Origin of the sequence: Eubacterium sp. OM08-24, assembly GCF_003438075.1 — a bacterium.
In the GTDB taxonomy this organism is placed as follows: domain Bacteria; phylum Bacillota; class Clostridia; order Oscillospirales; family Acutalibacteraceae; genus Ruminococcoides.
In genome coordinates this window covers 193,953-219,590 of record NZ_QSTA01000003.1, presented here as the reverse complement: position 1 = coordinate 219,590, position 25,638 = coordinate 193,953, and the positions used below count along the sequence as shown (strand labels likewise).

Below are 25,638 nucleotides of genomic sequence, written 5' to 3'. Positions count from 1 at the left end.
CTTATTGCTTTATCTTTACAGCTCTATTATAATACACCTTTTATATCCCGTTGTCAAGCCTTTTTTAAAAATTTCTTATAAATTTTTATCTGTACTTTACAATATCAAAAATTACTGCTCATATCAATGCTTTTTGAGAATTGATTGCAACACAAAAATTAAAGCTATGCTTAATAAATATGATATTCTTTTATAAAATATATTGAATACAAAAAGCTATTGTTGTATATTGTTGAAGTTTTGCGAGTTGTGTGGTAAAATGAAATTAATTTAGTTATTTTGGCTGATTTGTGAATTTAGCGTTAGAAAGGGAATACGCTGAATTTTAAAGATAACAATTTAAGGGGGATAATAAAAGTGAAAATAATCAGAAATATCGCTTTAATCGCTTTAATAATTATTGGCTTAGTTGCAGCATTTTATCTGTTTACGCTGATTACTGCATGGATTTAAGTGGGGATCATATAATGATGGAAAAATTAAAAAATATCTTTATAAAAGTAATTCCGTTGATTTTAATTATAGCTGCCTTTTTTGGAGGTTACTACTTAGGCAAATATCCGCTGGGCGGAGCAAAAACCGTACCGGCTACTAACGATAGTGCGTTTGATTTAAAACTTCCCGGAGAAACCGAAAAGGCAAGGGTAACTGTTGATGATGTTAAGGCTACTATACATAAAATCGGAGAGCTGACCTTTTGCGAGGGAAAGTATGAGGTAACAAAGGGAAAGGATTATACCCGACATATGTTTGACGATATTCCTGTTTTTGGTACAACAAACCATGTGGAGCTTACTTGTACCGGTAGTGTTAAGGCAGGATACAATGTGGACGATATAAATATCAGGGTTGACAATGACAGTAAAAAAATATATGTATCATTGCCTGATATACAAATAAACAGTAATCAAATATATTGGGATGATAGTATGGTTTGCAATGAGCAAAACAATATATTGAATCCGATAGATTTTGAACAGTATCAGTCATTGATTGAGGAAATAAAAGAAGATGGACTTGAAAAAGCAAAAACAGAGGGACTGTATGATACAGTAGAAGATAACGCCAAAAATGTTATTACTAATTTTCTTGGCTGCTTTAATGAATACAAAGTTGAATTTATGTAATTAAAAATATTTATTGAAAAATACATAATAAAAATAAAAAGTTCGGTGTAAATCGGGCTTTTTCATTTATGTAAAATGGGAAAAGCAAAAATTATTAATCAAGTTATACTGTCGGATTTAAAAAGAGGTTTTACACTTTTTGCCGTTTAGTTTTACTTTGATTATTGCATTTTTTGTATAATATTGGTATAATAATATATACAGCTCATTTGCTGAAAAGGGAGGAATTTTTTATGTGTCAGAAAAAACCGTATTACATCACGACACCAATTTACTATCCGTCAGGCAATCCGCATATCGGACACTGCTATACAACTGTTGCTTGCGACTCTATCGCTCGTTACAGACGAATGCAGGGCTATGATGTAATGTTTCTTACGGGCACTGATGAGCATGGTCTTAAAATTGAGCAGAAGGCTGCCGAAAAGGGTGTAACTCCCAAGGAATATGTTGACGAAATTGTTGAGCACTTCAAGAGCCTTTGGAGCTTTATGAATGTTGACTATGACAGATATATAAGAACCACCGATGATTACCACATCAAGACTGTTCAGAAGATTTTTAAAGAACTTTACGATAAGGGATACATCTATAAGGGCGAGTATTCGGGTAAATACTGCACTCCTTGTGAGAGCTTTTGGACTGAAAGCCAGCTTGTTGACGGCAAATGTCCGGAGTGCGGCAGAGAGGTTACCGAGGCAAAGGAAGAGGCATATTTCTTTAAAATGTCGCCATTTGCCGACAGAATTGAAAAGTTACTTACAGAAACAGATTATTTACAGCCAAAAACCCGAGCAACAGAGCTTGTAAACAACTTTATCAAGCCGGGTCTTGAGGACCTTTGTGTGTCGAGAACTACTTTTAAGTGGGGTATTCCTGTAACTTTTGACGATAAGCATATTGTATATGTGTGGATTGACGCACTTTCTAACTATATCTCGGCGCTTGGTTTTTACAATGACGCTTACAATGATTTTGACAAGTTTTGGCCTGCCGATGTGCATATGGTTGCAAAGGATATTATGCGTTTCCACGCTATTATTTGGCCTGCAATGCTTATGGCTCTCGATTTGCCGCTTCCAAAGCACCTTGCTGTTCACGGCTGGATTACATTTAACGGACAGAAGATGAGCAAGTCGCTCGGCAATGTTGTAGATCCGTTTGTACTTGGCGAAAGATACGGCGCAGACGCTATCCGCTATCACATTCTTCGTGAGATGGCACTTGGTGCAGACAGCTCATTCTCTAACGAGATAATGATTAACCGCATCAACTCTGACCTTGCAAACGGCTTTGGCAATCTTGTATCAAGAACAGTTGCAATGGTTGAAAAATACTTTGGCGGTACATTGCCGACAGAGCGTGAAAGCGGCGAGTTTGACGATGACCTCATTGCAACAGCTACTGCACTCAAGTCAAGCGTTGATGATTTTATGGACAAAACTCAGCTTAACAATGCGCTTGCTGAGATTTTCAAGGTAGTTTCTCGTGCAAACAAATACATTGATGAAACCGCACCTTGGGTAATTGCAAAGGACGAAACAAAGAAAGCAAGACTTGCAACCGTACTTTACAATTTACTTGAAACAATCAGAATTACGTCTACACTTCTCTCTGCATTTATGCCAACCACAATGCCAAAGGCACTTGAGCAGATTGGCGCTTGTGAAAAGTGTGCTACTTATGAAAATGCCGATAAATTCGGTGTTCTTCCGCTTTATGTAACAGTCAAGAAGGGCGAGGCTTTGTTCCCGAGAATTGATGTTGAAAAGGAAATTGAGGAGCTTAACTCTATCATCAAAAACAACGAACAGGTTGACGAAAAAACAGCAAAGCTTAAAGAAGAAATCGAGGGCGTGGCTCAGATTGGCATTGACGATTTCTGCAAGGTTGACCTCAGAGTTGCCGAGATTAAGGCTTGCGAGCCGATTAAGAAAGCTAAAAAGCTCTTAAAACTCACAATTTTTGACGGTGTAAAGGAAAGAACAGTTGCCTCGGGCATTGCAAAATTCTATAAACCTGACGAGCTTATCGGAAGAAAGATTATTCTTGTATCAAACCTCAAGCCTGCAAAGCTCTGCGGCGTTGAAAGCTGCGGAATGATTCTTGCTGCTACCTGCGGTGAAGATGTTAAGGTTATCTTTGTGGACGATATGGAAACAGGCTCAAAAATCAGCTGATTTTATTAGATAAAATATTTGAATTCCCGATTATGGCTTTTGCTGTAATCGGGAATTTTTTGGTTAATTAGGTTTAATTGGTTCTTTATCAAAAGTTCGGGTAATATGGTTTAGTGCATTTTTGGTCGGGCAACAAAGTACGGCAAAAGTTAAACTTTCTGCTCGAAGTTAAAAGTTTGGTCAACCTTTTTAAAGGTTGTGGGTGTGGGCAACGCCCACAAATGTTTTATGCTATCGCAAATTTTAGTAGCCAAACGGCTTGCTGTTTGGTGTCTTGAACACATCGGCGAGAGCCTAAAAATTACAACAGCAACACAGGAAAAGCTACGCTACTAAACTACTAATTTGCCACTTTTCAAGGGCAAATTAGCAACACCTACAAACTTTTGTATCCTTTAGAATATCTTTTCTCTACTGAGGGTAAAGTGTAACTTTCTACCTTTCTGCCGCTCATTAGTCTTGACTTTTGCTTTTTTTAAAGCTTTGATTACTCTAAGGTTTAGTTATTTTATAATATAATTGCAACTATTTGTTTTTTTGAAAATCCGTGCAATTTTATTATTTTATGGGCTCTGCCCAACCCCGCAACCCTTTAAAAAGGGTTGACCTAAATTTTGGATTTATTAAACTAAACTTTGTGTGTTAAACGCACAAGCCAAAAAGGAAATGCAGATAAGGTGAACCCTATCTGCATTTCCTTTTATAAAGAGGTCGGACAAAAATGACCTTGATATACTGATTTTGCCAAATCAAATATTATTCTTCAACAGTTTCAGCTTTAACTTCTTCAGCCTTTACTTCTTCGGTCTTAACTTCTGTTTTAGTATCTTCCTTTGATTCAGCCTTTGCAGCCTTTTCTGCTTTTGCTTTCTTGAGTGCGGCTGCCTTGCGGTTTGTTGTCTTTTTCTTCTTTGGCTTTTCAGGTGCAGGCAGTTCCTTGTCAAGCTCAATGTAGATTACAGAAAGCGGAGCAAGAGTAATGTTGATTGAATACGGCAACTCGTGGTCTGCCACATCCTGAGCCTTAATTTCGCCCTCGTTTACTATGCCGCAGCCGCCAAATTCCTCTGCCTCTGAGTTGAGAACTTCTTTATATACGCCGTACTTTGGCACGCCGATTTTGTAATTTTCACGCAGCATTGGCTGGAAGTTACATACAACAATAACTTCACTTCCGTCATAAGCAATTCTTCTGAAAGAAATAATGCTATGCTTGTAATCATCAAGCGCAATCCACTGAAAACCGTTCCAATCGTAATCGTTTTCGTGCATTGCAGGTGTGTCACAATAGAATTTATTTGCTGTTGCAAAGAAGTGATTAAGCTGACGGTGCTTTTCGTATCCGAGCAAGTTCCACTGGAGCTGTTCGGTAGAGTTCCACTCGTCAAACTGTCCGAGTTCACTGCCCATAAACATAAGCTTTTTGCCCGGATGAGCGAGCATATACGCAAGAAATCCTCTTACGCCTGCAAATTTATTATCATACAGTCCCGGCATTTTATTGATAAGCGAGCCTTTGCCGTAAACTACCTCATCGTGCGAGATAGGGAGCATAAAGCTCTCGCTGAATGCGTAAACCATACTGAATGTGAGCGTATCGTGGTGGTAGTTCCTGTAAAGCGGGTCAAGGCTGATGTATGAAAGCATATCGTTCATCCAACCCATATTCCACTTGTAGTCAAATCCAAGTCCCATATCCTTTGGTGGGAAACCTGTAACATTCGGCCATGCTGTACTCTCCTCGGCAATCATCATTGCCTCAGGGTGGAACATATGCACAACAGTGTTGAGTTTCTGCAAGAAGTCAACAGCAACGAGGTTTTCTCTGCCACCGTAAATATTTGCAAGCCACTCGCCGTCTTTACGGTTGTAGTCGAGGTAGAGCATAGACGCAACGGCGTCAACTCTAATGCCGTCAATGTGGTATTGGTCAAGCCAGAACATAGCAGATGAAAGCAAGAAACTTGTTACCTCGTAACGGGCATAGTTGAAGATATATGTACCCCATTCCTTATGTTCGCCGATTCTCCAGTCCTCATATTCATAACAGCCTGTACCGTCAAATCTGCCAAGACCGTGCTCGTCCTTAGGGAAGTGAGCAGGTACCCAGTCAAGAATAACGCCGATACCTTCCTGATGACATTTGTCAACAAAATACATAAGGTCTTTAGGAGTACCGTAACGGGAAGTTGCCGCAAAGTAACCTGTTACCTGATAACCCCAGCTGCCGTCAAACGGATATTCTGTAAGAGGCATAAACTCAATGTGAGTATAGCCCATTTCCTTTACATAAGGAATAAGCTCCTCGGCGAGCTTTTTATAGCTGAATACATTGCCGTCCTCATATTTTCTCCATGAGCCTGCGTGCATTTCATATACATTGATAGGAGCGTTCTTGTGTGGGTGAGTTTTCTTATGCTCAAGCCACTCGCTGTCGTTCCATTCATAGCCGTGAATTTCATATACACGAGATGCATTGTCAGGTCTTGTCTGGCAATGGAAAGCATACGGGTCGGTTTTCATAACCTTTTGCATTGACGGAGTTTCTACGCAATACTTGTAGCAAGCATATTCCCATACACCCTCAATAAACAATTCCCATACGCCTGAATTGTCGATTTTATACATATAGTTTGCATCGGGGTTCCAATCGTTGAAATCACCTACAACGGATACGGAAAGTGCGTTTGGTGCCCATACTCTGAACACAACACCGTCCCTGTCGCCCCAGTTTACAAAATGAGAGCCCATAAATTCATAAGCTGTAACAGATTCGCCCTGCAAAAACTGTTCAAGCGGAGTTCTTTCGTCATTTAAACTAAAAGCCATTTATTTATCCTCTTTTCTTTAAGAAATTTGGGAAAAAGGGCGCATATTGCTTGCTTTTTGCCATGATTAATCTGTAATTTATACAATATGCTTTTAAAGTGTTTCCCTTGATTTAATTATCTGATTATAGTATAATATATTCTACACAAATATACAAGACTTAATTTTAATTTTTATGTAAATTATTTTACAAATGGTTAAAATTTGTTTATTTTTACAAAAAATCTAAGGTGAAATTTTATGGATAAAAGAGTTAAAAATACCACTAAGGCACTCAAGCAGACACTTTTTGATATGCTTGAGCAAATGCCTTTGAGCAAAATTACCGTAACCTCGCTATGCAAGCAGGCAGGAGTGAACAGGGTTACTTTTTATCACCATTTCACCGATGTTTACGATATGATTTCGCAAATAGAGTTAAGCTATGTTGAGGAGCTGAGGGATTACAATACTAAATTCACTCAAAACGGCAAGGTGAATTTCCTATACATTGTGAGGTTTGTGCGCAAGTATTCCGATTTTTACAAGATAGTTTTTACAAATAATATTCCTACAAAGCTGCTTGACGAAATGTATGCGGAGCTGAAAAAGGAGTATTGTACGGCATTTGGCAAAAAGGATATTGAGCAGACTAAGCTCGACTATATGTATACATTTACGGAGAGCGGAGTATCGAGTATTCTTAAAAAGTGGGTGCGAGGCGGAATGGCTGAAAGCGAGGAATACATTGCCGACCTTATAAGCGAGATTTTTATTAGTATGCACAGTCATATATAATAGTTGCCCACAGCCGAAAAATATGTTAGAATATGTAATCGGATAAAAGAAAATTACGGATGGTGTATATATGAAAAAAAGATTTCTTGACAGCGGAAAAATTGTAGGTACTCATGGCATTAAAGGCGAGCTCAGAATTGACCCTTGGTGCGACAGTCCGGAGTTTTTGTGCTGTTTTAAAAAGCTGTACCTTGACGAGCAGGGCAGAGAGAGCATTAAGGTAAAGTCACGCCCGCACAAGAACATTGTGCTTTGCAAGGTTGACGGCATCGACACAATCGAGCAGGCCGACAAAATGAGAGGCAAGATAGTTTACATTGACCGAGAGGACATTTCGCTTGACGAGGGTGTAAACTTTGTGCAGGACTTGATAGGTCTTGAGGTAAAGGACGCCGACAGCGAAACAGTTTACGGCAAAATCACAGATGTTTTGCGTACGGGTGCAAACGATGTTTACGAGATTACCGATGCAGACGGCAAAAAGTACCTTGCGCCTGTTATTGACGAGGTTATTACCGAAACAAATGTTGACGGCGGATATGTGCTTATTCGTCCTATGAAAGGAATATTTGACGATGAGGATTGATATAATAACCTTATTCCCCGAAATGTTCACACCTGTACTTGGCGACAGCATAATCGGCAGGGCGCAGAAAAGCGGTGCGCTTGAAATTCACTGCCACCAACTCAGAGATTATGCCTTTGACAAGCACAGACGAGTTGACGATACACCGTACGGCGGCGGAAACGGTATGCTGATGAAAGCCGAGCCGATTGCACTTTGTTTTGAGGATATATGTGAGAAAATCGGCAAAAGACCGTATTTTGTCTATATGTCGCCGCAAGGAAAAACTCTTACTCAGCAAAGGCTCAAGGAGATAGCCGAGGTAGAGAATGTGTGTATTTTATGCGGACATTACGAGGGTGTTGACCAGCGCTTGCTTGACGAATTTATTGACGAGGAAATCTCAATAGGCGACTATGTGCTGACAGGCGGTGAATTGCCTGCAATGGTATTTACGGACGCACTTTCAAGAATGGTGCCGGGTGTACTTTCAAACAACGAATGTTTTACCGAGGAGAGCCATTTTAACGGCTTGCTTGAGCATCCGCAGTACACAAAGCCGTCGGTTTGGAGAGGTAAAGAAGTGCCCGAAGTGCTTTTGAGCGGTCATCACGCAAACATTGAGAAGTGGAAAAAGGAAAAAAGCATAGAGGTAACACGAGCAAAGCGCCCCGAGCTGCTCAAAAGGCTTGAAAATCAGGATTAAAAATCAGCAATAATTTGCATATATAAAATAATATATAGCAATACTTAATATAATTCAATTTATCTTGTAGTAATATTGCACAACTACCGACTTGAAATTTTGTTTGTATGTGAGTAATGAACCAAAAATTATTTAACTTATTGACCTTTTTTTGAAAAAATACTATAATATTTATTAAAAGATTGCAGAAAGCAGTCGGATTACAAAACGGGTTAAATTATATGGCAAGAGAGGGATTTTAAAATGTATGTTAAGGAAGTATTAGTACAGAACAAAGCAGGCTTACACGCTCGCCCGGCTACATTTTTCATTCAGAAGGCTAACGAGTACAAGTCAACTGTATGGGTAGAAAAGGAAGAAAGACGAGTAAACGCAAAGAGCCTTCTCGGTGTATTGTCACTTGGAATTATTGGCGGTACAACAATCAAGGTTATTGCTGACGGTTCAGACGAAACTGAGGCTGTTGACGGCCTTGTAGCACTTGTTGAGTCAGGTTTTGCTGAGTAATTCATACTTTTTGAAATTTTAGGGCGGATTATCCGCCCTTTTTGTTTTATCAAAAAAAGCCTGACAGAAAATTCGTCAGGCTAATAATTATAATATTGACTTTATATTGACTTTGAAATATGAATAATATATAATATAGTTACAAGGAAACCGTATTAAAGCGGTTAGCCTAAAAATCGTTTAATTAAAAGTAATCGCCCGAGTTTTCCAGACAGCAGGGCGATTATTTTTTATGGCTACTATAATAGCTAATATTAATACTAATACTAATACTATTGTTATGTATTCCACCGTACCCTTCTCCGCCACTCATTATTAACCCTATAATTTCTGATTTTGCAACAAACAAAGGAGAGCAATATGAATCCTAAAATGTCAATACTCCGCAAAAAGGCAATGGCTTTACCGCTGTTGCCCGGTGTTTATATTATGCACTCGGCTGACGGAGAAATTATTTATATCGGCAAGGCAAAGGCTTTGCGCAATCGTGTAAGCCAATATTTTGGCTCGCAGAATAACCACGCAGAAAAGGTGCGCCGTATGGTTGACAATGTTGACCATTTTGAATATATCATAACCGACAGCGAGTTTGAGGCGCTCATTCTTGAGTGCAGTCTTATTAAACAGCACACACCAAAGTATAATATTCTGCTTAAGGATGACAAGGGATACAGCTACATTAAGGTGAGCGGCGACAAGTGGCGCAAAATTTCTTATGTTCTCCAAAAGAATGATGACGGTGCAGAGTATATCGGCCCGTACAAGAGCAGTTACTATGTGAAAAGCGCCGTTGAGGAGGCTAACAAAATCTTTATGCTCCCGACCTGTAACCGTAAATTTCCGCAGGATTTCGGTAAGGGCAGACCTTGCCTTAACTACCATATCAAGCTATGCACAGCTCCCTGTACGGGCAAGGTGAAGTTTGCCGATTACAACGAAAGCGTGGAACAGGCGCTTTCGTTTCTTAGGGGCGGTTCGTCAAATTCGGTTAAAGACCTCACGAAGAAAATGGAGGAGGCGGCAGAAAATCTTGAATTTGAGCGAGCCGCAAGAATCCGTGATAAAATCAGCGCCATTAAAAAGATGGGCGACAAGCAAAAGGTTGTTGCCAACAAGGTACTTGACGAAGATGTTATTGCAAGCTTTTCTGACGGACACAAAACCTGTTTTCAGGTGTTCCGCTTTGAGGGCGGCAGACTTTTTGACAGAGAGAGCTTTGTTTTTGATTCGGGCGACAGTGAGGGCGAAACCGAAGAATTTATCTTGCGTTACTATACAATTCGTGGTGATGTGCCGAAAAATATTGCCATTGATAAGGAGTTTGACGGCTTGACCGCTATGCAGGATTGGCTAAGCGAAAAGCGAGGCAGTAAGGTGTATGTTACAGTTCCGCAAAGGGGAGAGCAGGCTCAGCTTATGGCGATGTGCCGTTCAAATGCTGCCGAGGAGCTTGCTCAGCGCAAGGGCGCAACCGTAAAGGAATACAGCGTGCTCGAGGAATTAAAGGAGCTTTTGGGCCTTGAAAAAATACCGTCATACATCGAAAGCTATGATATTTCTAACCTTGCAGGTACGGAAAATGTAGCAGGTATGATTGTTTACAAAGACGGCAAGCCGTATAAATGTGCCTACAAAAAATTTAAGATAAAGGGTTTTGACGGACAGGACGATTACGCATCTATGGCAGAGGTTATCGGCAGGCGATTTAACGAATATCTCAAGGCGGAAAAGGCAGATGACGGCTTTGGAAAGCTGCCCGATCTTATTTTGCTTGACGGCGGTAAAGGACAGGTTGCCGTAGCAAAACAGGTGCTTAGGGAGATGAATATTGATGTTCCGCTTTTCGGACTTGTTAAAGACGATAAGCACCGCACCAGAGCGGTTACGGGTGACGGCGGAGAAATCTCTGTTAATTCACGCAGGGCGTTGTTTACCTTTTTAAGTAAAATGCAGGACGAGGTGCACCGCTTTGCCATTGGCTATCACCATGAAAGGCGAAGTAAAAATACCTTTAAAAGCTCGCTTACCGAAATTGAGGGAATCGGCGAAAAGCGAGCAAGGGCAATGCTCAAGTATTTCAGAACCATTGACAATATTTCAAAGGCTGATTTGGAAGAGCTTGAGGGATGTCCGCAAATGACAAAAAATGCGGCGGTAGCGGTTTACAGATACTTTCATTCAGCCGAAAAATCGACAGAAAATTGAATTAATAAAAATGTTGTAATTTTTGTAATAATATGTTATAATTATGTAATATTAAAGAATATACAACCGTAATGGCATTATTATGCTTTATACGAAAAAAGGAAGATAATATGAGGGTAATAACAGGAACAGCAAAGGGCAGGCGGCTTGAAACCCTTGAGGGTGAAGATGTAAGACCTACCACTGAAAGAATAAAAGAGGCTGTATTTTCAATAATTCAGTTTGAAATTATGGGGCATACATTCCTTGACCTTTTTGCAGGTTCGGGACAAATGGGCATAGAGGCAATAAGCAGGGGCGCAAGCTCGGCTTACTTTGTTGACGCATCTAAAAAATCGCTTGATGTTGTAAAAAAGAATATCAGCTCGGTTAAGTTTGACAAAGAGGCAAAGGTTTTTGCAATGGATTACCGCAGCTTTCTCTCAATGAATACTGTCGAATTTGACATAGCTTTTTTAGATCCGCCGTATAAAAAAGGTATTTTGCAGGACGCACTTCCGCTTGTGGCAGAGAATATGCGGGATACGGGAGTTATTATTGCAGAAAATCCCCTTGACGAACAAATTTCGGCAAATTACGGCGATTTTGTACTTGACAGGGAATATCGCTATGGTAAAATAAAAATAAGCACATTCAGACATAAGGATTTTATATAATGAAAAAAACGGTTATTTGTCCGGGCAGCTTTGACCCGGTTACGCTGGGACATATCGACATTATCAGGCGTGCGGCAAATATGTTTGACAAGGTTATAGTCGGTGTGTTTACCAATGAAAAAAAGACCCCGAGCTTTTCGGCAGAGGAGAGAATACAGTTTTTAAAGGAATCAACCGCAGACATAGAAAATGTTGAAATTGTGTGTTACAGCGGACTTCTTGCGCAGTATTGCAAGGAGCGCAAGGTTGACGCAATCGTAAAGGGATTAAGGGCGGTGTCTGACTTTGAGTATGAATTTCAGCAGGCGCTTACAAACAAAAGGCTTAATCCGCAGCTTGAAACCATATTCCTTACAGCCGAGTCGGACTCAATGTATTTAAGTTCAAGTATGGTGCGCACAGTGGCATCTCTCGGCGGCGACATAAGCAATTTTGTTCCGCCAATGATACATGACAGAATTGTCGAAAGACTTTACAAAGACAATAAAAGTAAAAAACCTTAAGTTAAAGGAGATAATAAATATGAAAATTGATGATTTGATTTTAGAGCTTCAGGACATTCTCGGTTCAGCTAAGTCAGTACCGTTTTCGGGCGGTAAGGTAATGGTTGACAGCGACCAGATGTATAATATCATCGAGCAGATTCAGGACGCAATGCCGTCTGAAATCAGCCAGGCTAAAAATGTAGTTGCCGACAGAAAGGCAATTCTTACAGAGGCTAAGAAAGAGGCTGAAAATATCATTCGCAATGCCGAGGAGCGCAAAAAGACAATTCTTAACCAGAACGAGCTTGTTCGTGAGGCTAAGGTAAAGGCTAAGGAAATTGTTGACGATGCAAAGGCAAAGGCAAAGGAAATCCGTACAGCCACAAATGTTTATTCAGACAGCATTTTAAAGACCACAGAGGAAACTCTTACTTCTCAGCTTGAGGTGGTAAAGAGAACCAGAGCAAAGTTTTCAGAGCAGCAGAAACCACAGAAGTAATCCTGTAAAATAAAAAGCTCGCTTGCAAAATTTATTAAATTTGCCCGACTTCAGAATTTCTGAGGTCGGGCATTTTACGTTAAGTGTTTTTTATTGTGGAGGAAGTGATTTAACGCACAAAGTTTTGCTTAATAAATTTAAAATTTAGGTCAACCCTTTTTAAAGGATTGCGGGTTTGGGCAGAGCCCAAAAAATAATAAAAACGAACTTATTTTTAATAAAAAGCAGGCAGTTGAAATTGCGCAATAGCATAACTAAACTTTAGATTAATCAATACTTTAAAGTAAAGAAAAAGTTAAGACTAATGAGTGGCAGAGAGCAAGAAAGTTGCACTTTAGCAGTCTTAGAGAAAAGATATTATAAAGAACGAAAAAGTTTGCGTGTGTGGCTAATTTGCCCTTAAAAAGTGGCAAATTAGTAGTTTAGTAGCGAGCCTTTTCCTTTGTTGCTGTCGCATTTGGCTTATTTATGCCTTTATGTTCAAGCCGCAAAACAGCAAACTGTTTTGCTATTAAAATTTGCGGTGATTTACAGCTTTTTGTGGGCGTTGCCCACACCCACAACCTTTGAAAAGGTTGACCAAACTTTTTAGTTTTAAAGGCAGAAAATCTTATTGTAGCCTCAATTCGATGCTCGACTGAAACTAACTTAAATCGCAATTTGTTGGAGTTTTCCCAAAAACAAAAGTGTGCCGCAATTATGCAGGCACACTTTATGAAAAGGTGAAATCCGATAGCTGGGTTACAGGAAAATATAATAAATAAAATCAAAGGTTATTCGAGCACATCAAAGCCTCTGTCGTAGAGCATAAGGTTAATGTCAATTATGCTGAGCTTATGCAGCAGGCCGAACATTATTACAGCATCTCTGCCGTCTTTTGCGTAAAGCGGTGCGGCTTTTATGCTGTTTAGCAGCCTTCCAGTTTGCGTAAGGTCAGCTCCAATGCCGATACATAGCATTATCAGCTTATCTCTTGACGGTGTTTTTACCCCTTTAAAAATCTGATAGCCGTAGTGCTTTTCTATCATTGAATTATTGAGTGCCTCTGACTTGCTCATATTTTTGCTCTGTAATATGCTTTCAAGCATTTGTGGCAGAGTTGTATATTGCAGTTGGTCTAAATTTTCTTTGAAGTAGTCATCAAGATTATTCTTTGACTTTAAAATATTGAGCAGTTCATCAGTAGATTTTTTCAAATTGTATCTTCCTTTTTATGTAAAATTATGTTAGTATTAAACAAAGTGGGTGAGGTAATGGACGATTTTGAATACAAATTTTCTCTTTGGCAGTGCAATGTGGTTACAAATTTTAACAGTACAACCCAGCTTGTACGCAACCGCAATACAGGGCAGTTAATGGTAAAAAAGGTTATGCCCGCTGACGAATTTGACCTGCACAATGCCGTAAGTAAAATAAATAACAATCACATAGCTAAGGTTTATGATGCCATCATAGACAACAATGCCTGCGTTATTCTTGAGGAATATGTGCAGGGCGGTACGGTCGAACAGCTGGTTGCAAGAGGAACATTTACAGAAAATTATGCCGTAAATATTGCTCGTCAAATATGTGACGGCCTGAGCGAACTTCACAAGCACGAAATCACTCATCGTGACATTACTCCATCTAATATTATCATAGGTAATGTCGGTGTTGTCAAGATAATTGACTTTGGGATTTCAAGATTTCATAGAAATAACGCACAACATGATACTCAGGTGCTGGGTACCGAGGGGTATGCCGCACCCGAACAATTCGGATTTAGACAGAGTGACAGCAAGACCGATATTTACGCACTTGGAGTGCTGTTGAATTATATGCTTACGGGGTGTATTCCAAGCGAAAAACTGTATCACAACAGCGATGTTGCCGATATTATTTTGAAATGCACAAATTTCAATCCCGAACTGAGGTTTGACAGCATAGAGGAGCTTAGCTCGTCTTTAAAAAGAAAAAGGGTAAAAGGCTTGACCTTTGTTGATAAATTTTGGAAAAATATTCCCGGATTTCGCACCGATAATATGGCTGTTCATATTGTTGCAGGTGTGTTGTATTTCCTTATGTTTTCTTTTATAGCAATGCTGTATCGTGATAATTGCCATTATGATTTACTGAAAATTTTTCCCGTAACGCTTATGGTTATGCTTATGTTTTTTATTCCTATTGCATTCTTTTCCGATATTTTCGGGTTTCAACGGTGTGTGCCTATAATCGGCAGGTTTAAAAAGCCGACGAGGCGGACCTTTTTCAGAATATTTGCGATAGTAAGTATTTTCTTTAGTATGCCCGTATACAACAATTTTGTTGTATAATGTCCTTTATTATACATTTATTTTATCATAAAATTTTTTTATTAGTGTATGCTGTCAGCATACACTTTTTTAATGCTGTTTTTATATAATAAGGTCAACGGATTTACCAAAAGGAGGAAATAACTATGAAGAATACCGTTAAAAAAGTTTTATGCACATTTATTGCAGTGGTGGTTGCTGCATCGGCAACTATGGTTTTTACAGGCTGCGGAGCGAAAAAAGATACAAGCGATATCAGCATTCCCGATATAACGATTTCGCAGAGTTCAGATGAAAGCTCCAAGGAAGAGGAGAGCTCCAAGGCGGAGGAAAGCTCTAAAGAAGAGGAGAGTTCCAAGGAAGAGGAAAGCTCTAAGGAAGAAGAAAGTTCCAAAGAAGAGGAAAAGGATTCCGATACAGTCGATCCTGATTTTAAAGAAACTATGGACGCATACGAGGACTTTATGAATTCATATGTTGATTTTATGAAGAAGTATAATAACAGCAGTAATCCTGCTTCACTTATGAAAGATTACACTGAGTATATGTCTAAATATGCTGATATGGTTGATAAAATAGATAATATTGATGAGGACTCACTTTCAAAGGCAGATTTGGATTATTACATTGATGTTACTTCAAGAGTAACAAAGAAACTCGCCGAAGTTGCGGAATGATAATAATGAGCCTTAATGAAATATGGGATGAAATTGTAAGATACAGCGGAAAAGAAATAGAGATGTATAATAAAAATAAATTCACATATATTGTTTCGGGAGGCTGTATTTATATATCAAAGGCAAATTGGCGTATTACAAAAGCAGAAATAGAAATTGCTGTTGAAAAATTAAAAGATCCGAGCTTTGCAAAATTGGCAAAAACAAGCTCATCATATGTGTATGCAATTCTTTTTAATATTTTTAACAGCTGATACACAAAGGCAGTCAGACCTATTGCTTTAGGTTTGACTGCCTTTTGGTTGAATAATGCAAAGCTTGAGGGTGTGGCTAATTTGCCCTTGAAAAGTGGCAAATTAGTGGTTTGAGTAGCGTGGCTATTAACTTGTTGCCCGACCGATAATCCGATAAACCGTTATTTTTAACCGTAATAATGAAAGTAAATGGGTTCTATTCTAAATGTTGGGGTAATGATGTTATCGTAAAAATTTTATCAAGCTAAAAAGGCTTCACCTCAAGTGGAAGCCTTGATAACTCTGTTTTTAACCCCAACTATTGACAAAGAACCAGAAAGCAAAAAAATGCCCACCCTATTGGATGGACACTTCGATGTTGGCATCTCCCTATTTTTCCAGGCCGTCACCAGCCAAGTATTTTCGGCACCACTGAGCTTAACTTCTGTGTTCGGTATGGGAACAGGTGGACCCTCAGCGTCATCAACACCAACTATTTAATTGGGTTCTCTCTTGAGAACAGTATTGATTATATCACTATGCCGTCACTTTGTCAACACATTTTTACAAATTTTTTAAAAAGTTATAATATCACAATCAAACTCAAAATATTGCTATTTTAAATATATATTGTTGATAGGAAAATAATGCAATAAACTACTGAATTTATGAATTGCATAGTAATAATGCAAGTTTTTATTTAGACAGGGGAGAGATGAGAAAAAAATATTATTTTCGATTATGCAAAAATAATACTATAATTCTGTTATGAAATTATACTTGAAGTTAAATTACAATATACTTAAAAAATAAAATACTACAAAGCAAGATTTTATTTGTAATGTAGGTGAGAGGCGCAAACAGCTTTGCGGTTTGCGAGCTAAGACGAAGTTTGAAAAAGGTGAGAGCCTTTTAATAAAGAAATGATCAGAACAAATAGACGCCATTGCAAACAATGACGGCTTAAGTTCTATGTAAATGTTTTTATTGTTGTTGTCGCAATTAAAAGTTTTACACCTTTATGTTCCAACTCAACAAAAGGCAAGCCGTTTGGCTATCGTATATCTGCGACAGCATAAAAGTATTGTGGGTGTTGCCGACCCACAATATTAAAAAGCAAAATAAAAATGTCCACCCATTCGGATGGACATTAGATGTTGGCATCTCCCTATTTTTCCGGGCCGTCACCAGCCAAGTATTTTCGGCACCACTGAGCTTAACTTCTGTGTTCGGTATGGGAACAGGTGGACCCTCAGCGTCATCAACACCAACTATTTTGTTTGCGCTCTCTCAAGAGAACAGTTGATATTATACAGCATAAAGATAGCTTTGTCAACACTTTTTTTGAAATTTTTTAATTTTTTCTTAAAAACTTTTTAAAAATCCGAGTTTTACGGGATTTTTGTTTAATTTTAGTTTTTTAAGAGAAATATAACGCCATATTTTTTGCGGAAATATTGACTTAAAACCAAAAAAGTCGTACAATTAATACGAATGGACTGATGAATTATGAATAAAGCAAAAGAAATTTTATTTTCGCTTTCGTCCCTCTCAATTTTCAGAGGAATTTTAAACAGAAGCGTACCAAAAGCATATTACAAATTATTAAGTTCTATGGATAAAAAGCCTGAGGAGTTTTTGAGCGCATACGGCGAGTTTTTCTCGCTTATAAGCGAAAGAGGCTGCAGCAACCGCCTTGCTTATGCGTTTACCGAGGCTGCTCTCTTTGATGAGAACTGCTTTACAAGAGCTGCGGCAGCAGGCAAGTACAACACACTTCCCGACAATTTATTAAAGGCGGTAAAGCGTGATTGTCAGGCGATTTTAAATGCTGCGTCACTCACCTCGCAGGAGCTTATTCAGAGCTATTGTGCGTCAAATGATCTTGCTACGGTTGCCGATATGGGTTGTGTTGCCGAGCATCTTCCAAAATGGGAGTGCGGCGAGTGCGCCGAGAGCTTTAAGATGTTTGACGGCTCACTTGAAAAAGTGGCTAAATATTATAAAGAAAACGGCTGTGGTATTTTTGCCCGTTACAAAGCGTTTATTTGGCGTGACGGTGACATTCAGCCTGTTTTGCACCCTGACAAAATTGATATGGATTCATTTACAGGCTATGAAAGACAGCGTGATATTGTTGTCGGCAATACAAAATCATTTATTGAGGGTAAGGCTTGCAACAACTGCCTGCTTTACGGTGATATGGGTACAGGAAAAAGCTCTACCGTTAAGGCTATTGCAAATGAATTCCGCAAGGACGGCTTGAGAATTGTTGAAATTCCTAAGGAAAGACTTATTGACTTCCCGATTCTTGTTGACAAAATTGCAACATTGCCGATGAAGTTTATCATATTTATTGATGACCTTTCTTTCCAAAAACAAGACCAGAGCTACACTACCCTTAAGGCAGTGCTTGAGGGCGGCATTGCTGCTCGTCCTGACAATGCACTTATCTATGCAACTTCAAACCGCCGTCATCTTGTAAAAGAGAGCTTTGCGGATCGTACAGATGACGATATAAATACTCGTGACAATATGCAGGAAACACTTTCGCTTTCAGACCGTTTCGGTTTGTCGGTTTGCTACTCTGCTCCGTCAAAGAAAGAATTTCTTGATATTGTATTTGCACTTGCCAAGGAAAACGGAGTTAAACTTTCACAAGAAGAGCTTGAGGCAGGTGCTGAGCGTTTTGCACTTTCAAGAGGCGGTCGTTCGCCAAGATGTGCAAAGCACTACATTGAATCTCTATTTTGCTGATAAACGGAGGTAAATATGAAAAAAATCGTTTCAGTTTTTCTTGCAACGGCACTTGCCGCATCGGCTTGTGCAACACTTGCAGGTTGTGATGGTGACAATAAAAATTATCCTGTTTCTGTTGCCGATATTACTATTGAAACAGAGCCAAAGGACATTGTTGTGCTTTCGGATGAAACCGCAGACATTATTTCTTATTTAGGATATGCTACAAAAATGGTGGGCAGAAGTGACGAGGTTACTCAGAATTTCTTGTCGGTTGCTCCGAGCGTAGGTTCGGCAAAAACTCCTGATGTTGAGAAAATTAAATCATATGCTGCCGATATTGTTTTTGCAGATGATACTCTTGATGAAAACTGCAAGGAACAGCTTACAGACGCAGGCATTATGGTTCTTACCATTGCATCGCCCGAAACTACAACAGAGCTTGAAACAGCGTATCTCACACTGGGCAAGGTTCTCGGCGGCACAGTTGACGGCGCACGAACAGGTGAGGATTCTTACAAAAAGCTCATTGATGCTATGAAAACCTGCAAGGCAGAAACAAACAGCAATGTAACCAAAACAATTTGCTACCTGTATCTTAACGGCGACAAGCTCAACACCTTGCACAGCGGAACATACGGCGATATGCTTTTAGGATATACAGGTGCGGTAAATGCGGCTGTAAATGTGTCTGAAAGCGAGATTGACACAAAGATTTTAAAGGTTGCAAATCCTGATTATATTCTGTATGCAGACGAGGAAACTTTGCAGTTTATTCAGAATGATTCGGATCTTAAAGGCTTAAAGGCTTTGAAAAATAAACAAACTCTTATGGTTACAAAGGAAGAAATGAGCAGAATGGGTACAACCTCTTTGCTTACTCTTAACAAGATTATGAACTTTATGTATCCTGACAGAGTAAAGAAAAGTTCAGAGGATACCTCTGAGTCGGTTGTACCGTCAGCAGTTGAGGGCGCTACTACCGCCACAAAGGCAGAGTCAAGTGCACAAACCACAACAGGTGCCGCTGCGTCAAACGGTTCGGTTGAAGGTCAGTACAATATAAAGGTAAGTGGTCTTACACTTAAACTTGACGATGAAAATAATAATGTAAAAGCTATGCAGCAGCGTTTGTTTGACCTTGGTTACATTACCGATAAGGGAAATGTAACAGGTTACTACGGCGAGGTTACTCAGAAGGCTGTAAAGGAGTTCCAGAAAGCAAGCGGTCTTACTCAGTCGGGCACTGCCGATACTAAAACTCTTACAGCACTTTTTAAGAGTGACGCTAAGGCAAAGGCTTAACGCTTTTTCACTGTTTACAACGCAACAGTTAATTACAGGTCACGAGTTTTTCGTGACCTGTTTTGGAATTTAAGAAAAACAGGTCATTATCAATGCTCTATACCAAAAAGAGATAATAAAAATTCAGGTCAAGTTTCTTATGCTGACCGGACTTTTATATAAAGGAGAAATCAAAATGCAGGGAAGTTGGAGAGAAAATCTTATAAAAATAAAGCCGTATGTAGCAGGCGAACAGTCAAACGATAAGGATATGATTAAGCTCAACGCAAACGAAAATCCCTATCCGCCGTCACCGCAGGTAAAAAAGGTTTTTGAAAAGTATGCCGAAAACAGCGAGGGACTAAAGAAATATCCTAATTCGGATTCGATTATTTTAAAAGATGCAATCGCAAAAAGGTACAATGTCGGCAGAAACAATGTGTTTGTTGGCAACGGCTCTGATGATGTAATAGCTTTGTCGTTTATGGCTTTCTTTAATTCGAATAAGCCGATTTTATATCCCGATATTACCTATTCTTTTTATCCTGTATGGTGTTCACTTATAAAAATTCCGTATAAAACCATTCCTGTTGACAATAATTTTGAAATTCACGCAGAGGATTATTACGGGGAAAACGGCGGAATTATTATTCCTAATCCTAATGCGCCGACCAGCATTTGCAAACCGCTTGACTTTGTGATTGACATTGTGGAGCACAACCAAGACAGCGTTGTTATTATTGACGAGGCGTATGTTGATTTTGGCGGCGAGTCGGCGGTGGAACTTACAAAGAAGTATGATAATCTGCTTGTTACTCAAACCTTTTCAAAGTCACGCTCGCTTGCCGGTATGCGTATAGGCTTTGCCATAGGCAGTGAGGAATTGATTGCGACACTCGAAACAGTGAAAAATTCCTACAATTCATATGTAATGGACAGCCTTGCACTTGAGGTCGGCACTGCGTCTATGAATGATGAAGAGTATTTCAGAGAGTGCGTGGGTAAGGTTATTGCCACAAGAGAGAGGGTAAGGGAAGAACTTATCGCACTTGGCTTTGATGTGAAAAAGAGTGCGACAAACTTCCTTTTTGCCACTCATAAAGAATATTCCGCAAAAGAAATATTTGAATATTTAAAGACAAAGAAAATCTTTATCAGATATTTTAATATTCCACGCATTGATAATCACCTTAGAATTACCGTTGGCACAGATGAGGAAATGGATAAGATGATTGCGGCAATGAAAGAGTTTTTCATATAAGAGAATTTATTAAGTGTTTTTTGAAAAACGGGATTTAACCGTTAAAATAAAAACATCTGTGTTGACTTGATTTTTATACAAAATAATTTTTTTCTTTGTAACACAAAAGTCACATTCGTTCGTTAAAATAAATAATGGTACATTGTTTTTGCTCTTGTTTAGCTAAAGCACAGTAAATATTTAAAAAATTACATATAAAAACCAATGTTTTGTATGTTTACTATATGGTAAAATTTTGGTATAATATTTTTTAAAATTCAGAACGGATAAAAAGATGAGGTAAAATATGAATATTTCAGACAAAAAATCAAGAATTTTTCTTGCGGTTGTCATAGTTTTAAGCCTTGCACTCAGCACTGTTTTTATGATGAACAAGCAGGGCTACCACGAGGACGAGCTTTTGACTTATAATCTCGCAAACTCGGCAAATACGCTTAAAACCAACGGCGAATGGAACAGCGGTGCTGACTTTACGGACTATCTTTCGGTATCGGACGGCGACCGTTTTAACTATGCTCAGGTGTATGAAAATCAGATAACAGACGCATCGCATCCGCCTTTTTACTACGGACTTGTGCATACCGTATGCTCATTGTTTCCTAATCAGTTTTCAAGATATTTTGCTTTTTCTGTAAATGTTCTTGCAATGGCAGGCATTTTGATTATGCTCTTTAAAATTGTAAAGAGAATTACAAAAAATAATCTTTATGCTCTCATAGCGACAGGCGCTTTTGCGTTCAGCATTGCCTGCACAACAATGACTATTTATCTGAGAATGTACGCTACACTTACATTCTTTGTGCTTGCAATGATTTATATGAATCTCAAAATTTTTGAGAGCAAAAACAAGGCAAAGCTGACGGATTTCTTGATTTTGGGACTTATAACCCTGCTCGGCACGCTCACTCAGTATTACTTTATTCTCTTTGAGGGACTTACAGGTCTTATTATGCTTGTGTTCCAAATTAAAGAAAAGAACATAAAGGATTTGGTAAAATACATAGTTACAGCAATTCTCGGCAGTGCGGCGGCACTTTGCATTTATCCGTACATTATTACAAATGTACTCGGCGGCAATCGTGGATTTGGCTCGCTGAGCATTAATATTGATCCGATTACTATTGTTACTTACTTTGTTTATAAGATTTGCACATATATTCAGGTGCTGGCAAAAGATGTGTTCTTAAATCAAATATGGCTGCTTGTTCTCTGCAGTGTTGCTCTTATCGGCTTTTGGATTTACCTCCGCTTTGTCAGAAAGGAAAAGCTTTCTCGCACAGCGTATATGGCTTTTGTGCCGTCGCTTGTATATTTTGTGGCTATTTCACTTGTTTCACCGTTCAACAGCGACCGCTATATTATGGCATCTTTGCCAATGCTTGTTGCTATGTTTGTGCTTGCGCTCATTAAGTTTACAAGAATTACAGGCAAAAAGTGGCTTACAACAGCCGTACCGATTTGCCTTGCAATTACCTGCGCAATCGGCTATATCACTGTAAAGCCTTACTATATGTATGGCGTAAAAACCGAGCTTTACACTCCGCAAACCGATAAATGCGTATTTGTCGGCACTGCTATGCTTGAGTGGAACAAGAGTATAGACAAACTCGCAAATTATGACGAAACTATGATTGTTCAGACACCCGACTTTTCGCCTACCCTTGCAAATGAGCTTGAGGACTTTGCAGAGAAGAGGGGAGTAATTACGAACGGCAAGATTACCGAGTTTATGGACGGCTATATGAACAACGGCAGTGAAAAGGAAAAAACCGACAGTATGCAGGCGCTTAAAACAGATGAAAAGCTTGCAAATGAAAAGGAAATTACCGTTTATATTTCAAGACTTGCCGACAAAGACAAGGTAATTAAGTATATTACGGACAACACAAAATTTAAAAATTATGAGTTGATTTCCGAGGATTACAGCTTTGATGAGTTCTACAACTGGTACGATTACTTTGTAGAAACCGAGTCTTACTGTAATGTTTACAAATTTTATTAATTAAAGATAAGGACAGCAAAATTATGAAAGACAGAAAAGATTCGACTGGATTTGTTTTTTCGGGCGGCGGCTTGCAGGGAATTGCGCACATCGGTGCGGTAACCGCTTTGTATGAGCTTGGCATTAGACCCGAATATGTGTCGGGCACAAGCTCAGGTTCTATTATGGCAATGCTTGTTGCCATGGGACTTGAGCCAAAGGAAATGCATGAGGTTGCCAAAAAGTATTGGAAAATCCTTGCCGAAATCGACAACGGACTTATATTTAAGGCACTTGCACAGTTTATTGTTTATAAAAAAATTCAGAAAAACGGCATTAAAAACGGCGAAATAATTTCTGATGTTGTAAAAGAAGTGCTTGCCTCAAAGGGACTTGAAAATGATTTTAAGTCTTTGCCGATTAATCTTTCTGTCTGTACCGTTGACACAATGACAACAGACGAATGTATTTTTACAACCTATGACGAGCATCTTGAAAGGGAGCATATACACTATCTTACAGATGTTCCGCTTGATGTTGCGGTAAGAGCGAGTATGTCGTTTCCTGCTATTTACACCACCTGCCCGTATAAAGAATATGACTTTGTTGACGGCGGTTCAAAGGATAACCTGCCTGTAAGAGTTTTAAAGGATATGGGCGTAGGCAAGGTGCTTGCAATCGGATTTGATATTTTGCAGTATAAACCGGACGCAGGTCTTGACGGACTTATTAAGGTTATATGGCGTGCGCTTGATGTGTATTCCATTGACAGCACAAGAGAGTCAATGAAACTTGCCGACCTCGCCGTGCAGATAAAGAATGAAAATACCGCCCTTTTTTCTATCGACAGCGTTGACGATACTATTCAAGAGGGGTATGATGCAATTATGGCTCATAAGGATGAGATTTTAAAAATTTTTGGATAAATTAAACGGCTGTTGCGATTTAAGCAACAGCCGTAATTTTTATCTTGTTATCAGATCTTTTTATTAAAAGTTGGGGTGAATTATGGTTTAGCAAATTGATTTGCCAATCAACTATAAAAGTTTGGTCAACCTTTTTAAAGGTTGTGGGTGTGGGCAAAGCCCACAAATACTTTCCGTTTATGCAATCTAACGATAGCCGAACAGCTTGCTGTTTGCGCCTGATAAATTGTTGTATCGGAAGATATTATGGGTGCTGTCCATACCCGCAATTTTTGAAAAATTGAGTAAACTTTTTTGTTTGTGGGAGGATAATTTAGCGTTAGCTAAATTTCAATGCCCGACCGACACTCCGTTAAACCATAATTTTAAACTACCTTTACGGTAACATCAAGTCTCTTTGTGCGGTGCATTGTGTCCTCAACACTATATGTCAGCTTGTATGTACCTACTTTGTTTGTCAGTACATTACCTGTTACTGTAATTTTCTTTGAAATATCATTTGAACAGGTGTCAACTGCGGTCACGCCCTCAAGTAAATCGGCGTGATTGCCTTTGTTGATTGTAATGTCGCTTGTACCGTAAATTTCGGGAGTCTTTGCAGCGTATGGGTTTTGCGGATCGTCATCTGTCGGGTCCCAACCGCAACTCAGATCTGTGATTTTGATTGCATCAGGCTTGCCGAGAGGGCCTGGGTTTGAGTCGTCATAAACGGTAACAGGAGTGTTTTCGGGGCAATTATCATATATCCACTTTACATCTGCGGTTTCCATTCTTACACAGCCGAGTGAACCCTCATCTCCGAGTTTGTTGAACTCCTCGGTTTCAAGAGTGTCGGCGCTTGCGTCTGTATACGGAACTGAGTGGAACAGGTAGTCACCGTAAAATCCCGATACATAGTGACCGTAAACATCATTGAAAAGCGGATTCCATTCCTGCTTGTAATAAATAGAAAAATCATCTCCGAGTACAGTCGCTTTATCTATGCCCGTTGAGCAAATCATTGCACGAATAGGTACGGTGTATTCGCCGTTTTTGTCATAGGTGTAAACCGTAACGCAGTTTTGATCTCTGTTTACTTTAATAAAATACGGATTTTTTTCGTAAACATTATTGAGGTTTTCGTTCAGCACATCGGTATTTGCAATGTAACAGGTTGAATATCCGTCATAGAGGCTCGGTGTTTCTGCCGTAACCGTTACATTGTAGGTATGGCGAGTGTTGCCTATCTGTGCGGTAATTGTAGCCGTACCCTCGCTTAAGCCGTCAATTCTTCCGCCGTCATCAACGGTAACGATATTGTTGTCACTGCTTGACCACTTTGATTTTACAAGTTCTTCGGCGGTTGCCTCCGACGGAGTGATAATTTTTATTTCATTACATTCAATGCTTATATCGGCGGTTTCGCCCGTTACAATAACGGTCGGCTGTTTGCTGTTTGCCAACGAAGGTTGAGTTGTATTAATGTTTTTATTGTCGGCAGGTACTGAATTATCGGAAGTTCTACCTGCCACAGCGGTTACTATTACCGATACGCCAAGCACTGCCGCAAGCGTAAGAATAAAGGATTTACGATTAATGGATTTAAAATTCATCAAATTATTCCTTTCGTTTGTGTCTTTTAGTTTATTTTATTACATTATTATATATGTTTTTTTTAAAAAGTTCAAGAAATATTTAAATATTCAACAAAATCCCCGTGAAATATGTTAG

General features: G+C 39.2%; 21 protein-coding genes and 2 rRNA genes. 18 read left to right on the top strand and 5 right to left on the bottom strand.

The annotated features are described in order from the left end of the window. Positions 1-467 precede the first annotated feature (467 nt). Together DXC23_RS07695 and metG are read left to right on the top strand one after the other, a co-directional pair. On the top strand, positions 468-1,127 hold the full coding sequence (locus tag DXC23_RS07695) for a DUF4230 domain-containing protein (protein ID WP_158552495.1): 660 nt from the start codon (positions 468-470) through the stop codon (positions 1,125-1,127). Between the two features lie 233 nt (positions 1,128-1,360). Next, a complete protein-coding gene (gene metG / locus DXC23_RS07690; RefSeq protein ID WP_117705532.1) occupies positions 1,361-3,307 on the top strand; it encodes a methionine--tRNA ligase in 1,947 nt (648 codons plus the stop codon). Positions 3,308-4,063: 756 nt separating this feature from the next. On the opposite strand, the gene glgB is transcribed toward metG, so the two are convergent. After that, on the bottom strand, positions 4,064-6,136 hold the full coding sequence (gene glgB / locus DXC23_RS07685) for a 1,4-alpha-glucan branching protein GlgB (protein WP_117705531.1): 2,073 nt from the start codon (positions 6,134-6,136) through the stop codon (positions 4,064-4,066). A gap of 240 nt (positions 6,137-6,376) precedes the next feature. Here glgB and DXC23_RS07680 point away from each other — a divergent pair, with 240 nt between their 5' ends. From DXC23_RS07680 to DXC23_RS07645, 8 genes are all read left to right on the top strand, one after another. Further along, positions 6,377-6,913, top strand: a complete 537-nt coding sequence (locus tag DXC23_RS07680; RefSeq protein ID WP_117705530.1) for a TetR/AcrR family transcriptional regulator — start codon at positions 6,377-6,379, stop codon at positions 6,911-6,913. A 70-nt stretch (positions 6,914-6,983) separates the two neighbouring features. Next, complete coding sequence (gene rimM, locus DXC23_RS07675) at positions 6,984-7,499, top strand: ribosome maturation factor RimM (RefSeq protein WP_117705529.1); 516 nt, start codon at positions 6,984-6,986, stop codon at positions 7,497-7,499. Further along, positions 7,489-8,184 (top strand): tRNA (guanosine(37)-N1)-methyltransferase TrmD, encoded by a 696-nt coding sequence (trmD, locus tag DXC23_RS07670; protein WP_117705528.1) that lies wholly within the window; start codon positions 7,489-7,491, stop codon positions 8,182-8,184. Before rimM ends, trmD begins: the two co-directional genes overlap by 11 nt. A 243-nt stretch (positions 8,185-8,427) precedes the next feature. Beyond that, positions 8,428-8,691, top strand: coding sequence for an HPr family phosphocarrier protein (locus DXC23_RS07665; protein ID WP_022234867.1), 264 nt, complete (start codon positions 8,428-8,430; stop codon positions 8,689-8,691). Between the two features lie 360 nt (positions 8,692-9,051). Continuing rightward, a complete protein-coding gene (gene uvrC, locus DXC23_RS07660) occupies positions 9,052-10,896 on the top strand; it encodes an excinuclease ABC subunit UvrC (RefSeq protein ID WP_117705527.1) in 1,845 nt (614 codons plus the stop codon). Positions 10,897-10,967: 71 nt separating this feature from the next. After that, positions 10,968-11,552, top strand: a complete 585-nt coding sequence (rsmD, locus tag DXC23_RS07655; RefSeq protein WP_278286547.1) for a 16S rRNA (guanine(966)-N(2))-methyltransferase RsmD — start codon at positions 10,968-10,970, stop codon at positions 11,550-11,552. Then, positions 11,552-12,055 carry a pantetheine-phosphate adenylyltransferase gene (gene coaD / locus DXC23_RS07650; RefSeq protein WP_117705525.1) on the top strand — a complete coding sequence of 168 codons (504 nt, stop codon included), beginning with the start codon at positions 11,552-11,554 and terminating at the stop codon, positions 12,053-12,055. Before rsmD ends, coaD begins: the two co-directional genes overlap by 1 nt. A gap of 19 nt (positions 12,056-12,074) precedes the next feature. Then, positions 12,075-12,536, top strand: a complete 462-nt coding sequence (locus tag DXC23_RS07645; RefSeq protein WP_117705524.1) for an ATPase — start codon at positions 12,075-12,077, stop codon at positions 12,534-12,536. Positions 12,537-13,309: 773 nt separating this feature from the next. Here the strand turns inward: DXC23_RS07645 and DXC23_RS07635 are convergent. Then, positions 13,310-13,732 (bottom strand): hypothetical protein, encoded by a 423-nt coding sequence (locus DXC23_RS07635; protein WP_117705522.1) that lies wholly within the window; start codon positions 13,730-13,732, stop codon positions 13,310-13,312. A 57-nt stretch (positions 13,733-13,789) separates the two neighbouring features. On the opposite strand from DXC23_RS07635, the gene DXC23_RS07630 reads away from it, so the two are divergent. From DXC23_RS07630 to DXC23_RS07620, 3 genes are all read left to right on the top strand, one after another. Next, positions 13,790-14,848, top strand: coding sequence for a serine/threonine-protein kinase (locus DXC23_RS07630; protein WP_158552493.1), 1,059 nt, complete (start codon positions 13,790-13,792; stop codon positions 14,846-14,848). 125 nt (positions 14,849-14,973) lie between these two features. Then, the gene (locus DXC23_RS07625) at positions 14,974-15,504 is read left to right on the top strand and encodes a DUF6591 domain-containing protein (RefSeq protein ID WP_117705520.1); all 531 of its coding nucleotides are present in this window, start codon (positions 14,974-14,976) and stop codon (positions 15,502-15,504) included. Positions 15,505-15,509: 5 nt separating this feature from the next. Continuing rightward, positions 15,510-15,758 (top strand): hypothetical protein, encoded by a 249-nt coding sequence (locus DXC23_RS07620; RefSeq protein ID WP_117705519.1) that lies wholly within the window; start codon positions 15,510-15,512, stop codon positions 15,756-15,758. 356 nt (positions 15,759-16,114) lie between these two features. On the opposite strand, the gene rrf (DXC23_RS07615) is transcribed toward DXC23_RS07620, so the two are convergent. Both rrf (DXC23_RS07615) and rrf (DXC23_RS07610) read right to left on the bottom strand, forming a co-directional pair. Further along, positions 16,115-16,231: ribosomal RNA gene (rrf, locus tag DXC23_RS07615) — 5S ribosomal RNA — on the bottom strand. A 661-nt stretch (positions 16,232-16,892) separates the two neighbouring features. Further along, a 5S ribosomal RNA gene (rrf, locus tag DXC23_RS07610) occupies positions 16,893-17,009 on the bottom strand. A gap of 237 nt (positions 17,010-17,246) precedes the next feature. Here rrf (DXC23_RS07610) and DXC23_RS07605 point away from each other — a divergent pair. The 5 genes from DXC23_RS07605 (at position 17,247) to DXC23_RS07585 (ending at position 23,928) form a co-directional block, all read left to right on the top strand. Beyond that, complete coding sequence (locus tag DXC23_RS07605) at positions 17,247-18,494, top strand: ATP-binding protein (RefSeq protein WP_117705518.1); 1,248 nt, start codon at positions 17,247-17,249, stop codon at positions 18,492-18,494. A gap of 15 nt (positions 18,495-18,509) precedes the next feature. Next, the gene (locus DXC23_RS07600) at positions 18,510-19,781 is read left to right on the top strand and encodes an ABC transporter substrate-binding protein (RefSeq protein WP_117705517.1); all 1,272 of its coding nucleotides are present in this window, start codon (positions 18,510-18,512) and stop codon (positions 19,779-19,781) included. A 175-nt stretch (positions 19,782-19,956) separates the two neighbouring features. Next, complete coding sequence (gene hisC, locus DXC23_RS07595) at positions 19,957-21,021, top strand: histidinol-phosphate transaminase (protein ID WP_117705516.1); 1,065 nt, start codon at positions 19,957-19,959, stop codon at positions 21,019-21,021. A gap of 286 nt (positions 21,022-21,307) precedes the next feature. Continuing rightward, positions 21,308-23,023 carry a glycosyltransferase family 39 protein gene (locus tag DXC23_RS07590; RefSeq protein WP_117705515.1) on the top strand — a complete coding sequence of 572 codons (1,716 nt, stop codon included), beginning with the start codon at positions 21,308-21,310 and terminating at the stop codon, positions 23,021-23,023. A 23-nt stretch (positions 23,024-23,046) separates the two neighbouring features. After that, positions 23,047-23,928, top strand: a complete 882-nt coding sequence (locus tag DXC23_RS07585; RefSeq protein ID WP_117705514.1) for a patatin-like phospholipase family protein — start codon at positions 23,047-23,049, stop codon at positions 23,926-23,928. 365 nt (positions 23,929-24,293) lie between these two features. On the opposite strand, the gene DXC23_RS07580 is transcribed toward DXC23_RS07585, so the two are convergent. After that, positions 24,294-25,520: a L,D-transpeptidase family protein gene (locus tag DXC23_RS07580; protein WP_117705513.1), complete on the bottom strand. Its 1,227-nt coding sequence runs from the start codon at positions 25,518-25,520 to the stop codon at positions 24,294-24,296. Between the last annotated feature and the right edge of the window lie 118 nt (positions 25,521-25,638).